Below are 15,133 nucleotides of genomic sequence, written 5' to 3'. Positions count from 1 at the left end.
TTTTACCACAGACAGAACGAGGGGTGGGCGGCCCCTCCCCGGTGACCCCAACCTCTGCCGACCCCGGTGTCACGCCGCGTCGGCGTGACACCGGGGCACGAAGCGCATCGTCGTCCTTCCGTCCAGGGGAGCCAGTCGGATGTCGAGGTCTGCCTCCAGCGCCTCGGCGAGTCGTGCCAGGAGGGGGAGAGTTGGGGTGGTTTCCCCCAGTTCCACACGGGAGATGCCGGGCTGCGTCATGCCGGCCCGCCGGGCGAGTTCGGCCTGAGAGATTCCCAGTTGCCCTCGTCTCTCCCGCAGAGCGGCCGACAGCTGCTGCCCGTAGTCCACGACTTCCCCTCAGGCAGCGCGAGCGGCGAAGCTGACTGCCGTGCCCGAGGTCGCCAGGTGGACGAAGGCGGAGCAGCTCGCCCCGGCGCATGCCGAGCATCAGCGCGAGCACGTACATCGAGGCGCGAAGGGTATGCGTCGTGTCGGTAACATCGTGATGCGTGATCACGGTTGCCACTTGGAATGTCCTGCACCGCGTCCATGCCGAGAACTGGGGCGAGGCGATCCTTACCCGCTGGCCGGAAGAGGCGGCGCGGGTCGCCGCGATCACGGCGCATCTGGCCGGGCGAACCGAGCAGGTCATCGCCCTGCAGGAGGTCAGCGGTGACCAGTTGGCGAGTCTCCGCTCCGCGTTGACCGGTCGGACGGTACACACGTTCCGCTATCCACGCGTCCCCAAGCCGCGCAACGGCGCCTCCTCCCTGCTGCGCGATCCGGGGGAGTACCTCGTGCTGCTGGTCGACGGCCCCAGCCGGAAGGTTGCCGCCGAGTCCTTCGCGGACGACCCGGGGAAGGGAGCCCTGGTCGTCGAACTCGCCGGAACGCTCATCGTCGCCACCCATGTGAGCGGCGATCAGAGGCGTGCCGGCCAGCTGACCCGCTTGGCGGAGCTCGCCGCCCCCTCACCCGGTCACACGTCTGTGCTGCTCGGTGACTTCAACGCCGATCGGGTCACAGTGGCGTCCGGTCTGGACTCCGGCTTCGCCGTCGCGGATCTTCCACTCGACGCTCTGCCGACGCGGCCCTCCACCACGGGTGCCGCCTCGGAGTGGATCGACCACGTGGTGCTGCGGGGCGCTGACGTCACCGACGCGGAGGTCCTGGACGCCGGCGGCCTCTCGGACCACAACCTGGTCCGCGCGACGGTCACCGCGTGAGACGGGAGGGAACCGGCGGAGCACCCGGGGCTCGGCTCCTCAGTCACTACTGACCGGGCGCTCCTCCCAGGACACCGCGATCTGCGGAAGGAGCGCGCGCAGCCGCAGCCGACAGGCTTCGACCACCTCACGGTCGTACTCGGGCTCTGCCGCGGTCGCGTCGATCTGCCAGTCGTCAACGTCGTCGCTGGGACGCCAAAGGTGGATGCGGACGCCTGGCGCGAGCCGTCCCTTGCCCGGGGTGTCGTTGGACAGGCTGACGGTGTCCCCGATCCGCATACCCGTGGCTTCCGTCAGCCGTTGCTTCGCCCGCGCCCGCAGCGGACCGGTGAATCGGAAGACGAACAGGTTCTGTGGCTTCATCGCGAGGCCCCCTTCTCGTTTCGCATGACCACCCAGTCATTCTCGTGGAGCCCTGTCTTGGGGCCCGACGCGTCGAACGTGGCCAGGGTGACCTCCCTGCCCCAGGTGTCCTCCCAACGCTCGGCCCATTCGCTCATAGCGGGTGCGACGGTCTCCAGGAACCTGTGCTTGAAGTGGCCTCCGTGGTCGGACACCACGGTCTCGTCAGGATGCTCGGCCGCGTACTCGCGGAATCTCCGGGCCAGTTCGTCGCTGCTCAGCTGGAAGTCGTAGTCGCTCTCGTCGCCGGCGTTGAGCTTGTACATGCTGTCGAAGAACGGGGCCGTCGGCATGGGCCGTTCGTCACTGAATCCCGCCTCGCGATATAGCTTCAGCGCGTCCTCGACGAGCTGCTCCCGTTCCTGCCCGGGGACGTCCGCGTTATAAGCCTCGACCGCCGCCCGAAGTTGCTCCTCGTTCTGCGGAAAGGACTTGTTGGGGTTCTCGGAGCCGAACGACGAGCCGGACCCTTTCAGTCGGACGTCGGCGTCCTCGATCCCCTCCTCGCGAAGGGCGGTACGGAGCTCACCCACGCACGTGTCCCACTGCTCGCGCTCCACGCCCAGCGGAGACCGGTGCTCGTGCATGTCCCAGGCCTGCTCTGGGGAGACGTCGGCGAAGTCGTATTCGCGCTTGGTGTACTCGTAACCCGATCGGTCGAGCGTCGCCGGCCACTCGGGTCGCTCGGACCTCGCGATCTCGTCGCCCTCGCCCGGTACCTGCCACTCCGGCCGGCCCAGCAGCTCGGCACTCTCGTTCGCGGACGAGGAGTCACCGGATGACCAAGCAGCCTCGGTCCTGGGTGCGGGAAGCTCTGCCCCGCCCGCATCGTCGTCGAACGCGTAGTGGAACGCCTCGAGGTCGGAGGACAGGTCCTCCCCCGTCTCCGTCCCGGCTGCATCGAGCCCGGTCTCACCGGTCTCGCTCCCGCCGAACCCTCCCACCCGCACCTCTCTCACTTGTTCATAAAGGTCAGCAAGGCAGCCTCGTAGCCGAACTCGTTGCTCACATGGGCCCCCAGGCAGTACCCCACGGCCCGGGCGATACTGGCTGAGCGCGACGCGGCCAGCTCCATCCGGCAGGATTCCATGGCGACCGCGACCGCGTCCACCGACGCCTTCGTCCCGGTGGCGCGCGCCACCGCCGTTCTCGCGCGGCCGAGTTGTGGCAATGCGCCCGAAGCCACCACGGACCGGACCGTGCAGACGGTTTGACATTTGGCACAGCTGCTGAACGGGCGCGTTGTCCGCTCACCCGGGTGCGCGGGCAGCTTCCCGCGCCCGAGCATCGCCGCCCACAACCGGTCGGCGTATCCCGTGGCATCCGCGTCGGCCAGGTGCCCGATGCGGCGCAGCGTCCGCACATGACGGCGGATTCCGACATCCACCAGGCAAGCGGTACGGACGAGCGGCGATTCAGCGAGCACCGGCTGCAGCTCCTCGATCACGTCCAGGCAGTCCGGGTCGGCGACCCAGAGCGCGACGGCGAGTTCCGCCCGTGCGCCGTGGCTTTCGCTGGCGTGGTGGTGGCGGGCGTCCGCAGCCCGGTGGCAGCGCGCCGGGGGAAGCTCTGGGGCTGAAGGGCCGGGAACGCTGACGGAGAGCACAGGTTCAGGAGCCAGGTCGGGCGGGGACACCTGGACGGACTGGGGTCGGATGAGGTCGCGGGAGGACATCAGGCAGCGGCCCACCGTCAGCGAACCCAGCATGGGTGTCTCGTCCTCGGCGAGGCCCAGCGCGCCGCCCAGGGCCCGCTGGTCGTCGGTGTCGACGATGCGGTGGGCGAGCTTGAGGTTGGTGTTGCGCAGCACCTCGCGGGCGACCGCGGCCGGGCTCTGGTCGACGACCATCAAGGATTCGCCGTAGGCACGGACCTCGGCCAGGAGCTGGGTCATCAGGCGGGCGGCGACCGAGGCGGCATCACCCTCCTCCGCGGAGGGAGAGCGAGGTTCGGGCATGAGGCGGTGTGCCTCCTCGACCACGGTGACGTGGCGGACCGAGGGGGACTCGCCGCGGGCCCGGGCCGCGTCGGCGATGTAGAGCACCAGCAGGGAGGCGAGGAAGGCGCGCTCCTCCTCGTCGCCGAGGTCGCTGAGCTGGATCAGGGTCGGACGTTCCGTGAGCCAGACGGGGGCGCCGCTGCCCGCGACCCGCTCGGCGCGGCCGGGCTGGAGCAGCAGGCGCAGCCGCAGGCCGAGCGAGGCGCGGATGTTGCTCTCGATCTCCCCCTGGTAGCCGAGCTCCGCGACCAGCGAGTCCAGGCGTGCCGCCGCGTCGTGCAGGCTGACGTCGAGGCCGGCCTCGGCGTCGACGGCCAGCTCCTCGAGGATCAGCGAGGCGACGTAGGGAACGGGCACTGGCAGGCCGAAGGCCGCGCGGAAGGCGGTGGTCACCAGGGCGATGTGCCGGCTGGCCGGGCGTCCGGGCCAGGGCGCGAGGGCGTTCATCCGCAGGTCGGTACCGGAGACGATGGTGAGCCCGCCGTCGAGGGCCTGGGAGACCTTCTCGTAGTCGGCCTTGGCGGGGTCGATGACGAGGAAGGGCACCCGGTGCTCGTTCCAGAGCTGGACCAGCAGTCTGCTGGTGGTCGTGCTCTTGCCGGAGCCGGTGATACCGGCCACGAAGGCGTGGCCGGCCAGGTCGTCGACGTCGAGGACGGCGGGGAGGTCGGTGCCGAGCCAGTGGCCGAGGGTGATCGGGCGGGCGACCGCCTTGGACCGGCGCCCCGCCGGGAGCGGGAGCCGGATCTGCAGGTCGCCGACCGCGTCCGGGGGCGGGACCAACAGCGCGGCGAGGTCCCTGGAGCTCAGCCAGCTGTGACCAGCCGGGGCCCCGTCCGCCGACGACGAGGCGTCCCAGTACTGGGTCCGGCCGCCCGGCACGGCCGCGGACTCACTCTGCAGCGAGCGGGAGAAGGCCGCCTTGACCACGGCCAGTGCCGATGCGGAGTGCGCGCTTACCCAGGCGGACACACGCCAACCGCCGCTCTGCAGGCAGTCGTCGACCAGGCCCGACCAGGCGCCGAGCGATTCCACGAGGGATTCTGTCCTCGGGTCCGTGATGGAGCGCTGGACGTGGTCCCGCACGCCTTCCGACGTGGTGAGGCTGCGGGCGGCACGGGCCCGCAGCTGGACCAGCCGGTCGCGCGCGGCGGCCAGACCGTCTGGCGCCAGCGGCTCCAAAAGCAGCACCAGGCACCAGTCGGAGGTCGGCAGGGAGAGTAGCTGGGTCATCCCGGGCAGGCCGCCGTCCCCGGCCGCCTTCCTGCCAGAGCCACTACGCGCCACTGCGGGACCGGCGTCCGCGGATGTCGTGCCGGGTCCCGGACGGCAGGTCAGGGACTCCTCAAGGTGCCCGGGGCGGGCGACGGTGGCCCACCCGGGCGGGACGCCCGGGGCCCAGATCAGATCCGGGGCGGCGTCGGAGAGCCACTGACGCATCGGGGCGCCTTCCGTACCACCCGGCAGGCCCACGGCGATGCCTGCGCGGCCGTCCGCATCCGCACCCAGGACGAGCGCAGCGGGCCGCCCCGCCGAGGCGAGCGCGGTCCACGCGGCGGACGCCCGAGCCGCCGTCAGCCGCAGGTCGTGCTCGGCCGCCGCCTCGCGCAGGCACAGCCAGCTGAGTCCGTCCAGCTGCGGTGCCGCCCGGCCCAGCGGCGCGGCGGCCGGCGCCGGCCGCGGGCCGCGGGCCAGCAGCTGCTCGGCCTCACCGACCGCGCCGTCCCCGGGTGCCCAGGCCTGCGATGACTCGAGCAGCAACGCGGCACGCTCCAGGAGGGGCGGCAGGGCGGCCGCGCCCCCGTACGGAACCGTCACGACAGCACCCGACCCGCCTGGAACACGAGATAGCCGAGGATGGTGAACGCGACCAGCCAGGACGCACGGTCCAGCCAGATGAGTAGCAGGAAGCGCCGGGCGGTGCGGGTCGCGACGGTGCTGACCACCGTGCCGGACGGGTCGGTGAGCACCTCGGCGCGACGCACCTTGATGTGCCCGCGCCGAGTGTCGCGGCCGTAGACGCGCACCACATCCCCCTGGCGCAGCTCGTCGCCGACGAGTTCGCCGAGCAGGGTGCACGCCGTCACCTGGCCCGACAGCTCCCGGACCCGGAACCGGCGTACTGGGCGGGAGAGTTCGGAGGTGCCGGTCGACCTGACCGTGACGCTGCCGCCCTTGAAGGCTGCGGCGATGCCGCGGCCGAGCAGCTTCAAGGCGGCGGCCAGCACGCTCCCGGTGGCTTTGATCAGGCTGCTCAGCAGCCCCGACCCGGAGCCTCCGCTCTTGCCGGAGATGCCGCGGAACACCATCGCGATGCTGAGCACCATGACCAGCAGGGCCGACACGACATACAGGAGCCGGCTCAGCACCGAGCCGACGCTGCCCGAGCCGTTGACTGCGTCGCCGAGCACCGCGCGGATGAGCGAGACCACGAAGAACACGGCGTACAGGAGCACGGCGACGACCAGGGCGCGCAGGCCCCAGGGGCGGTATTGCTGTGTGTCGGGTGAGACCGGCCCGTCGATGACCCCGACGAGCTGCGGGTGGCTCGCGTGGCCGGCCCGGGGCGTGCCGAACGGGCCGGAGGGTCGGTCGTTCGGCACGTCGCTCAAGGTCGAGGTTGGCGCGGCGGTGTGGGCGTTCGCCGGTGGCGCCAGCGGCGGCATGGGCCCCGGTGGCGGCATGGGGCCGGGTGGCGGAGTCGGCCCATGCGACGGGTTCGAGTGGGGCGCGGCGCGCCCGGGACCGCCGCTCGGCGTCGGGACCTCCACCACCCGACGCGGGGAGGTCAAGCGCGGCGCCGCGTCCACCACGCGCGGCGCTGCGTCCGCCTTCGCGGCGAGGCGTGGAGCGGGCGGGAAGAGCGGTGCGTCGTCGGCCTCAGCCAGTCCACCGAACAGGGACATGTCATCTGACGCCAGGTCGGCCAAGGCGAGGGCAGGGAACAATGGCTGGTCCGGATCGGCCTGCGGCACCCCGGAGTTGCGCGGTCCGACCGCACATCGGGGGCAGGCGCCATCCTGGTGAACGAGTTGCGCGCCGCAGTTCCAGCACGTCACGATGACCCCCGACACACGATGAAAGTGCCTGGAATTCTATGGCATTTCGACACGGACAACGGAGGCCCGGCCGGTTCAGCCGCCACGGCGGCGGGTGGGGCCGCCTCCGGCCACGCGCAAAAGGGGGAGGGCGCATGGATTTCCGGCAGCGCAGGAAGGTGGACCTTCCCGGCCAGTCGGTGCACGGCCAGTCGGCAGCCGAGCAATCCGCGTACGGGAAGTCGGCCCAGGGCCCGTCGGTGCACGGCCGGTCCGCTCAGCACTCGGGTGCTGAACACCAGTTTGACCAGGCTGTCGAGGGTCTCGGTGGCTCCCTGGTGAACCTGCGCAAGCCGCGCCACGCCGGCCTGTTCCAGGCGGCGCACCAACTGGATGCGCAGCTCGACGAGTCCACGCGTCGTCGGCTCGCTGACTGGATCCGCGAGCAGTACGCCACCGAGTACGGGGACTTTCCGTTGGGGTGGGTCGCCGTCTGCGGACTGGGCCCGCCGTACGTCGACCATCGACTGGATCTGATGCAGGCCATCCTGGACCACTACGCGCCTGCCGACCCGATGCCCGAGCCGTACGCGCGCGCCCGGATGCTGGTCCGTACAGGCGCCTATCCCTTGGTCGAGATCTACGCGAGTGGCCGGCTCCTCCCGGTCGGCCCGGATGGGGTCGTCTGGACCAGCGGCCTGTGACGCCGACGCTCCGTGCAACCAACGCTCCGTCCAACCAACACAATCTGTGAAACCCCGGATCGCCAAGCGCTCTGTGAAGAGGAGAGATTCGCGGCATGCCCGAAATCGATCTGCATCTACGCAACCAGGTGCAGCAGCTCAAGAACCTCGTCCTGCATCTGGATCAGAACTTGGGACGGGTGTCCGGCCAAGTGGCCGGCGTCGGGGCCATGCAGCAGGACACCCGCAACGCCCTCGAGCAACTCCGCAGCGACTTCCAGTTGTTCGTGCAGCGGTCGCAGCTCACCGCCAACATGCAGCGGGCGGAGATCCGGATCGGCGCGATCCAGGACGAGATGGAGCACGAGTTCGGCCACCACAAGGTGGTGCGGCGCACCACGGTGGGACTGCTGCAGGCTTTCGACGTGGGCCTGGTGACCGAGCAGACGGTGCAGACGGTCTCGGAGCAACTGATGATCCAGACGCCGCGCTACTGGCTCGCCCCGGCGCTGGTGGCACTGGCGGCTTGGTCCGCCGACGACCGGACCCTGTGCGACCGCGCCGTCGAAGAGGCCTTCCGCCGCTCGCCGGGCCGCACCTCGCTGCTGTTCGCCCTGGTGCTGCGCCGCCAGGGGCGGCAGGCCTCCTCGGTGCGCTGGCTGCGGCACTACCTGGCCGCGCAGGACCCGGCGGCGCTGGGACGGGAGTTCGCCGTCATCCTGGAGGCCGCCGCGCAGGGCGGATTCGGGCCGGCCGGCCGGGAGTTGGTCCAGCGGACGCTGGAGACCTGGCGGGAGACGATGTCCGCGGACCAGAACGCCAACGCAGCCCAGGTTGCCCGCTGGCGCGCCGAGTGCGAGGAGCACCAGGCGCCCTCCGCAGCCGCCGACTTCCCATGGCTGACGAAGGTCTCCCCGCAGTGGCAGGCGCTGGAATCGGCGCTCAGCTCCGCCGAGGCGCACCAGGCGCTGCTGGCGAAGTACCAGGCGCTGTTGTCCGCACCGCTGCCGCCCACCACCGGCATCGAGGACGCGATCGACGACATCCTCGACCGGCTGGTCTCCGAGTACGACAACGACGAGCTGCCGCTGCGCCGCGAACTCCAGTTCCACAAGGCGGTCGTGGCCCACCAGGGTGACGCCGATGCCGCCCGGCGGACCGTGGACGCGGACACCCGGTCGTTCGACGAGACGCTGGACTATCTCACCGTCCAGTCGTCCGCGGCACTCAACCCCAAGGCCATCGGCGTCTCCATGGCCACACAGCGGCTGGCCGTCAGCGGCTGCCACGCATGGTTCCGGGAGGCCCACGAGCAGTTCTCCCTGGCCTACCGGGCGGTTCTGCCGGAGACCGTCGAGGCGGCCTTCGAGTCGAACCACAACTTCGGCGCCAACTCCTTCGGGCTCCCGCGCTGGGTGGGCTCGTTCGTGGTACCGCTGGACCAGCTGGAGCTGCAGCTGCGCGCCCACTGGGACGGCCACGTGAAGCCGTTCATCGACCAGATGGCCTACAACCTCCAGCGCGAGGCGATCCTGCCCGGCGTCGTGGTGGCCGCGGTTCTCCTGCTCGGCATGGCCATCAACCCGATCTTCGGCCCGCTGGCCGCGCTGGTCGTGGGCGGACCCTGGTGGCTGGTGCTGCGCCGCCGTCACACCGCGGCACTCGAGGCACAGAAGTACGCCCGCGGCATACTGGAGGCCGCCCGTGAGGACTCCGTGCGCCAACTGCGCGCGGCCGGAGCCGAGTTGCGCGACTTCGAGACCCGCTTCCAGCGGGCCGAACAGCAGCAGACAAAGGTACGCGAGCTGATCGACTCGCTTCCCGCCGCCGCGCACGCCCCAACCCCGTTCGAGCAGCGGACCGTCCGGCCCGACACCGTGACCGGCTGACCTGAGGAGGACTCGTGAACACGCCCCACCCCTTCCCCCGGCAGGCCGACGCCGATGACGAGCTGCCCTGGGCCCGGTCCCGCCCGACCGGTGAGGACCGGACCACAGCGCGGATGCGCCGCATCGTCGAAGGCCTGCCCGGCTGGGAGCCGCTGCCGCCGGGCGAGATCACCGTACGGCGCGGCGGAAGCGCCTGATCGCCGTGCTGTGGACGACCGGGGGCCAGTACAACGCCTGGTCCGCCCACCTGGAGCGGTGGGCTGCGGGGGAGGCGGTTGACGGTGACGCGCTGCCTTCGCTGGTCAAGGAGGACTTCACCGCCGACACCTGGCAGCGACTGCTTCAGCGGATCTGGGATGCCCTGAACCAGCAGCTCTCGTCCTGGTGCGCATCACTGTCCGCGGCCATCGCGCAGGCGCCGGACGAGTTCGGTGTCGGCCGGGAACTCGCCCAGGCCCGCGGCGGACTGCAGCGGATCAGGGCGATGGCCGCCCACCCATCGCTCCCCGCGGACTGGCGGGAGCAGCTCGTGGGTGTGGTGGACGAGCAGGTCCGTCACCTGCAGCAGTCGCTGGAGCGCCAGGTGGAGGAGATGCGGCGGCGCGGCGTCGACCCCCGGATCGTGGAGGCGCGGCTGCGCACCGTCCGCGACAACCGGCTGACCCGGGCGGCCGAGCCACCGTCCCGGGCCGCTGCGCCCGCGGCTTCTGGCGCACCCGCCGCACCCGCTGACCCGTGGTTCGTCGATCCGGCCGCCGCCCGGCGCCGCCGTGTGATCAGCGACTGACCGCACACGACAGCCCGACCACACACGACAGAGAGCCTTCGATGCCCAACTTCGCCGAGTCCCGGCGCGATCTCGACAGTTACGTGGCAGCCCGGGTGCCCGTGATCGGGCTGCGCACCATCGAGCAGCAGCGGGCCCTGAGCCTGGTCAAGGAGGTGGCCGGCAGCCCGCGCCGTGCCAACCTGCCGTTCTGGGTCTACACGCGGGCCACCGGCCTGCGCGACCTGCGGACCAACACGCCCGTCAGCGACGACCGCTCCCTCGTGGGCGCGATGGAGTTCGCCGCCGCTCAGTTCACCTCCCGGGCCCAAGCGACGATCGTCTTCGTCGATCCCGAGGAGCTCACCGACGACACGCCGGTCACCCGGCACATGGCCGAGCTCGCCCGCCTCGCGGACCAGAACTCCGGCAGCATCGTGCTGATCACGGACGCACCGGTCTGGTCCGGCCTGCAGCGCCTCGGCATGGGCCTGCAACTGGACCTGCCGGACGCCGAGGAGATGTACCAGACCATCCGCGGCTTCCTGGGTGACCACCACGGCGTCGTGCCGATCGCCTGGACGGAGAAGGACACCCGCCGGGCCGCCGAGTTCCTCGTCGGCGTCACCGAGGGCGAGGCGGTCAACCTGCTCGCCACGCTCGTCGCCAAGGGCTCGGTCGAGCGCGAGGACGTGACCTTGCTGGCCCGGTCCAAGGACCGGATCTTCGGTGAGCTCGCCGGACTGGAGCGGGTGCACCTCAAGGACGGCGACCACGCCGTCGGCGGCCTGAAGAGCCTGCGGATGTGGCTGCACCGCAAGCACCAGCTGATGGAGGCCGACCTGCGCGGCACCGGCCTGCGTCCGCCGCGTGGCGTGCTGCTCGTCGGCGTCCCGGGCTGCGGCAAGTCGCTGTCCGCCAAGACCATCGCCGCCGAGTGGCATCTGCCGCTCTACCGCCTGGACCTGGCCTCGATCATGGGCCAGTACGTCGGCCAGTCGGAGAGCCGTCTGCGCGAGGCCCTGGACACCGCGGAGCGGGTGGCTCCGTGCGTGCTGTGGCTCGACGAGATCGAGAAGGGCTTGGCCGGGCAGAACGACAGCACCGGAGTGAGCCGGCGGCTGGTGGGCCAGTTCCTGTTCTGGCTGCAGGAGTCCACAGCCCGGGTGTTCGTCGTCGCCACCGCCAACGACGTCCGCAGCCTGCCACCCGAGCTGCTCCGCAAGGGCCGCTTCGACGAGCTTTTCTTCGTGGACCTGCCGGACGGCGACGACCGGCGGGAGATCATCGCGCTCTACCACCGGCGCTATCTGCGGACCGAGCCGGAGCCGGAGCTGCTGGACAAGCTGGTCGCGGCCTCCGAGGGCTTCGCGGGCTCCGACATCGAGGCCGCGCTGCACGAGGTGGGCGCGCAGTTCTTCCTCACCGGCGGCATAGACCTGCCGTCCGCGTCGTTCATGGTGGACGCCTTCGTCAACACCTCGCCGCTGAGCCGCACCAACCCGGAGCAGATCGAGGACATCCGTGCCTGGGGCCGCGACCGCGCCGTCCCGGCCGGCAGTCCCGCCCACCCCGCGAGTCCCGGCGAGCGCCCCGGACGCCGGGTGCTGCCGATCTGATCCGCGGCCCCGCCCGTACGACGACGAGGGCCGATTTTCCTCGCGGAAGACCGGCCCTCCAGTCCACCTCGCCCATCTGGTCCATCCTGATGAACGGTCGAGAAACTTGGCGTTGATCTTCGCGAAGGCCTGGCGGACCGGGAGTCCCTCGCCCTCGAAGCCCTCGGGCGCGATAGCCACCGCCGGGACGGCCCGAGGCACCGTGGCAGCGGGGTCGGGTCGGGACTGGGCCATTCTTCGACCGCTGCCCAACCGCTCCCGACGACGAGCAGGCACGCGGCCGGGCCGCCCGGTTGACGCCGACGCTGACGCCAACCGCCGTACACGATGACGTCCGAAGCCGCACTTCCACGGACGACAGAAACACTCGAAGCAGGGCATCTCGACACTTCGGCTTGGCCTGAAAAGCGGAAGGTCGCCGGTTCGACCCCGGCCCTGGCCACCAAACCTGACCAGCCACGATGCCCCCGAAGAGCTCCTACCCAGGATCTGGGAACTCCGCGGCAACTTCACCGCTTACGACGCGGCGTACGTCGCCCTCGCCGAGCACTTGGGCGTTCCCCTGGTCACCGGCGACGCCAAGCTGCAGCGAGGTTCTGGTACGCGCTGTGCCGTCGAAGTGATCAACTGACGGCCTGCGAAGCCGACGAGTCGCCCTCTCTGACGCGCCTTCGGAACAGTGATCCGTCGGCGCGTCAGCTGCGGAGGGTCATCGGCCTGCCAGCAACGCGCTCGCCAGCGACTGGGCAGTGCTCGGTCCCTTGCCGTGGCGCGGTCGTGCTCCGGACAGTGGCGGCATGCGCTTGGGACCGCGTTCCCGGCCGGCCTTCTCGATGACCGTCGTCCCGGTCTCCGCCTCCAGCACGGGGGCGTAGCCGGCAGCCCGGAGCGCGGCAAGGGTTGCTTCGGGCTCGGCCGTGCTGATCAGCACGGTCGGCGCGATCCGTCGCAACCCGAGCCTGGACAGCGCACGGGCCGCGGCGAGCTCCGACACCAGTGCCTCGTCGTCGGAGCGGATGCAGCAGGCGGAGCGCACCACTCGCATCCGGCCGTGGGTCCGCGCGGTGTCCTTGATCAGGTACTCCAGGGGCTGCGGAAGCGGCCGCCCGCCCTCGGAGACGTCGGCCAGCCGAGCCAGCAGGTCGGCGGCGTCCCATCCGGAGTCCAGCGCCCGGCGGACCGCCGCAGGGGTGATCCGCCACACCACGGCATGACCCTCCGACTCCCGGTCCGCGCAGGCGGCCAGCAGGTCGGTCAGCTCCGATGCGGCGGCTCCGGCGACCACGGCCGTAAGGTCCGCCTGGAACCGGGCGGTGGTCTGCGGCGCCGGCAGCAGCGCGTCCAGGGCTGTGGACAACTGCCGAACCGCGTCGTCCAGCGCAGGACGGTCGCGCACCGCCGGCCCGGCGCCCGGAACGGCGGGGAAGTGGCGGTGTGCACCGGCCCTCAGGAGCCCGAGCACGGCGTGCCCGAGCGGAGTCAGCGCTCCGTGGGCGACGGCCCCGAGCAACTCCGCCTCCGCCAGGGTCGCCTCGACCCGCTCAACCTCCCACGAACCTTGCGCGAGGACAGTCGGGCGGAACCAGGCCGCCGTGGCGATGAGACCGGAGAGAGCGGTCGCCCGCGCGCGAGCGGGCTTGCCGGTGGCGACTCCGTGCCCGGCCGGAAGGGTAGCCAGAGCCTCCAGCACGGCATAGCGCAGATCGACAGCCTCGCCGTCCTCCGGCGTGACCAGCGCGACCGGGGTGTCATTCTCGTCCGGCCAATGGCTGAACACCTCGGGCACCACCGCCCAGGTGGCGACGAGCGGCAGCAGCCGCCGAGCGGGTGGAGCCGCCAGCCACTCGTCGTACCGCTCGGTGGGCAGCATCCGGGCAGGTGGCTGGGATTCCGGACGACGCGCGCGGCCCCGCCCTCTCGCCGGGGCCTCCGGTTCCTCGGCACAAGGGGTGATCAGGTCCGCGTTGTTCGCCAGGTCGAGCCACAGCCGGGCTTGTTCCTCCGGCATGCCGACCGCCTTCGCCAGCCGGCGGGTGTCCCGGACTGCGATTCCGCCCGCCTTGCGCACAGCGAGCGGCTGCACGGCTACCTGCCGGAGCACCAGCTCGACCCGGGAGGCCGCCTCGGCCAACGCCGCCTGCGCCTGGCTCTCGACTGCACCACCTGCGATCTCCACCGTGCCCTCGACCGGGGGCGGGGCAGACTGGTAGCTCGGCGCGTGGTCATGGTCGCGCAACGCGTCGGCCACCTCGCGCGGCAGTTCCGCCAGGTCCTCATCCACCGGAAGGACCAGGCCGCGGGCGGCCAGCCAGTCCGTGCCGGCATCTCCCGAGCCGCCTTCCCGGAAGGTGAACTTGCCCCCGGAGCCCGGGTAGAAGCCGCCGCCGTACCGGGAGACGAAGCAGTGCGTGCGCAGCAGTGGCGGGCCCGGAACCAGTTTTTCCAGCAGGTCCAAGGCCGCGGGCGGCGCCTCGGCGGCCATGGCGCGCACGCGTTTCGCGTCCCTGAGCACGTCCACGATCTGCCGCTGCGCCTCGTCCCGAGTGCGCGCCTTCGCGAGCCCCAGCCCCTGCGCGATGCGGTGAATCTCCGGAGCGTTGAAGGCGTCGGTGAGCAGTTGTTCGGCGGGTCGGCCGTAACCGCCGCCTTCGCCCGCCTGACGGTGGAGCAGGATCGGAACAGTGACCCTGCTTCCGGACGAGGGCAGTACCAGGGCCCGCTCAGTCAGCCGGGACAGCGCGGCCTCGGCCGCGGACCGACCTGCGCCGTCGAGTTGCAGGAATCGGAAGAGCTGGTCCCGGGTCACGGACCGGTCAGCGGGGTCGACCGCAGGCGCGTCGAGCCGTGGTGAACGGCCGCCGTAGCCCATGAACAGGTGATGAGCAGGCGGGACGGCCGGTAGCGGACCGTGCAACCGTTCGGCCAAGGTCGCCACAGCGACCAGCAGTTGAAGGTCCCCGAGGCTGATCCCGATCAGCCCCAGGGCCGTCGAGGCGTCCGTCAGCAGGTGGGCGGCCAGGTCGGTCAGGCTCGCCACCCTGGCCGCGTGGGGAAGTTCGCGCTGCTCCAACAGTTCGGTCAGCTGCGAAGGAGTACGGTCGGCCAGCCAGATCGCGAGGCTTCGTGCTGCTTTCACCGCACCAAGCGTAGTGAATCGCCAGCGGGGACGAGGCCAGAGGTTTGAAGCCAGGGACCTTCCACCGTCGCTTGACGCCGATACTGACGCAAACCGAACTGGACGAGGGCGTCCGAAGACGCATTCTCCCCCAGCCTTCGGCCGGGAGGTGCCCCCAACGGACTGTGGTCCCTCGCGAAGTGACGGGCGTCAGCCTCGCAGTGCCCGGTCGTCGAGCCGGCGCAGTAGACCGGGCAGGTGCTGGTACTGCTCGCGGAGCTCGGCCACCCGCTGCCGGAACTCAGGGCCGCGCCCCACGTGGTCACAGGCGTCACGGAGCTCGACCAGGAGAGCGACGGCGGTGTCATAGCGGGCCGTCTGCTTCCGGGCGACGTGGTCCTCGACCTCGCGCCA

At 71.2% G+C, this 15,133-nt stretch carries 12 protein-coding genes and 1 pseudogene; 6 read left to right on the top strand and 7 right to left on the bottom strand.

Annotated features, from left to right (window positions below; all coding sequences use genetic code 11):
- Nucleotides 1-69: 69 nt before the first annotated feature.
- Nucleotides 70-330 (bottom strand): helix-turn-helix domain-containing protein, encoded by a 261-nt coding sequence (locus tag ACZ38L_RS35580; protein WP_465701502.1) that lies wholly within the window; start codon nucleotides 328-330, stop codon nucleotides 70-72.
- A 161-nt stretch (nucleotides 331-491) separates the two neighbouring features.
- On the opposite strand from ACZ38L_RS35580, the gene ACZ38L_RS35575 reads away from it, so the two are divergent.
- Nucleotides 492-1,208: an endonuclease/exonuclease/phosphatase family protein gene (locus ACZ38L_RS35575; protein WP_465701500.1), complete on the top strand. Its 717-nt coding sequence runs from the start codon at nucleotides 492-494 to the stop codon at nucleotides 1,206-1,208.
- A gap of 39 nt (nucleotides 1,209-1,247) precedes the next feature.
- Here ACZ38L_RS35575 and ACZ38L_RS35570 read toward each other — a convergent pair whose 3' ends face one another.
- The 4 genes from ACZ38L_RS35570 to ACZ38L_RS35555 are packed head-to-tail and all read right to left on the bottom strand — an operon-like array spanning nucleotide 1,248 to nucleotide 6,212.
- Nucleotides 1,248-1,571: a hypothetical protein gene (locus tag ACZ38L_RS35570; protein ID WP_465701498.1), complete on the bottom strand. Its 324-nt coding sequence runs from the start codon at nucleotides 1,569-1,571 to the stop codon at nucleotides 1,248-1,250.
- Nucleotides 1,568-2,569: a hypothetical protein gene (locus ACZ38L_RS35565; protein ID WP_465701496.1), complete on the bottom strand. Its 1,002-nt coding sequence runs from the start codon at nucleotides 2,567-2,569 to the stop codon at nucleotides 1,568-1,570. Before ACZ38L_RS35565 ends, ACZ38L_RS35570 begins: the two co-directional genes overlap by 4 nt.
- The gene (locus ACZ38L_RS35560; protein WP_465701494.1) at nucleotides 2,566-5,427 is read right to left on the bottom strand and encodes an ATP-binding protein; all 2,862 of its coding nucleotides are present in this window, start codon (nucleotides 5,425-5,427) and stop codon (nucleotides 2,566-2,568) included. Before ACZ38L_RS35560 ends, ACZ38L_RS35565 begins: the two co-directional genes overlap by 4 nt.
- Nucleotides 5,424-6,212 (bottom strand): hypothetical protein, encoded by a 789-nt coding sequence (locus tag ACZ38L_RS35555; protein ID WP_465701492.1) that lies wholly within the window; start codon nucleotides 6,210-6,212, stop codon nucleotides 5,424-5,426. Before ACZ38L_RS35555 ends, ACZ38L_RS35560 begins: the two co-directional genes overlap by 4 nt.
- 590 nt (nucleotides 6,213-6,802) lie before the next feature.
- On the opposite strand from ACZ38L_RS35555, the gene ACZ38L_RS35550 reads away from it, so the two are divergent.
- The 5 genes from ACZ38L_RS35550 to ACZ38L_RS35530 all read left to right on the top strand — a co-directional run bounded on the left by ACZ38L_RS35550 (nucleotide 6,803) and on the right by ACZ38L_RS35530 (nucleotide 11,604).
- Nucleotides 6,803-7,351, top strand: coding sequence for a hypothetical protein (locus ACZ38L_RS35550; protein ID WP_465701490.1), 549 nt, complete (start codon nucleotides 6,803-6,805; stop codon nucleotides 7,349-7,351).
- 95 nt (nucleotides 7,352-7,446) lie between these two features.
- Complete coding sequence (locus tag ACZ38L_RS35545; protein WP_465701488.1) at nucleotides 7,447-9,219, top strand: hypothetical protein; 1,773 nt, start codon at nucleotides 7,447-7,449, stop codon at nucleotides 9,217-9,219.
- Nucleotides 9,220-9,233: 14 nt separating this feature from the next.
- Entirely contained in the window at nucleotides 9,234-9,416 is a 183-nt protein-coding gene (locus ACZ38L_RS35540) for a hypothetical protein (protein ID WP_465701486.1), read from the top strand.
- Nucleotides 9,417-9,421: 5 nt separating this feature from the next.
- Complete coding sequence (locus ACZ38L_RS35535; RefSeq protein ID WP_465701484.1) at nucleotides 9,422-10,006, top strand: hypothetical protein; 585 nt, start codon at nucleotides 9,422-9,424, stop codon at nucleotides 10,004-10,006.
- Between the two features lie 41 nt (nucleotides 10,007-10,047).
- Nucleotides 10,048-11,604: an AAA family ATPase gene (locus ACZ38L_RS35530; protein ID WP_465701482.1), complete on the top strand. Its 1,557-nt coding sequence runs from the start codon at nucleotides 10,048-10,050 to the stop codon at nucleotides 11,602-11,604.
- Between the two features lie 709 nt (nucleotides 11,605-12,313).
- Here the strand turns inward: ACZ38L_RS35530 and ACZ38L_RS35525 are convergent.
- On the bottom strand, nucleotides 12,314-14,740 hold the full coding sequence (locus ACZ38L_RS35525; RefSeq protein WP_465701480.1) for a helicase-associated domain-containing protein: 2,427 nt from the start codon (nucleotides 14,738-14,740) through the stop codon (nucleotides 12,314-12,316).
- Between the two features lie 189 nt (nucleotides 14,741-14,929).
- Nucleotides 14,930-15,133: pseudogene (locus tag ACZ38L_RS35520) on the bottom strand (hypothetical protein); the annotation flags it as partial.

Source organism: Kitasatospora sp. NPDC024654, from assembly GCF_055559155.1.
The sequence above is the reverse complement of the archived record's forward strand: the minus strand, read 5'-3'. Positions and strand labels throughout refer to the sequence as shown.

Bases quoted from the DNA above. Each gene is read 5' to 3' on its own strand.
- ACZ38L_RS35550 (WP_465701490.1), top strand. From the start codon at position 6,803: ATGGATTTCCGGCAGCGCAGGAAGGTGGACCTTCCCGGCCAGTCGGTG.
- ACZ38L_RS35530 (WP_465701482.1), top strand. From the start codon at position 10,048: ATGCCCAACTTCGCCGAGTCCCGGCGCGATCTCGACAGTTACGTGGCA.
- ACZ38L_RS35545 (WP_465701488.1), top strand. From the start codon at position 7,447: ATGCCCGAAATCGATCTGCATCTACGCAACCAGGTGCAGCAGCTCAAG.
- ACZ38L_RS35570 (WP_465701498.1), bottom strand. From the start codon at position 1,571: ATGAAGCCACAGAACCTGTTCGTCTTCCGATTCACCGGTCCGCTGCGG.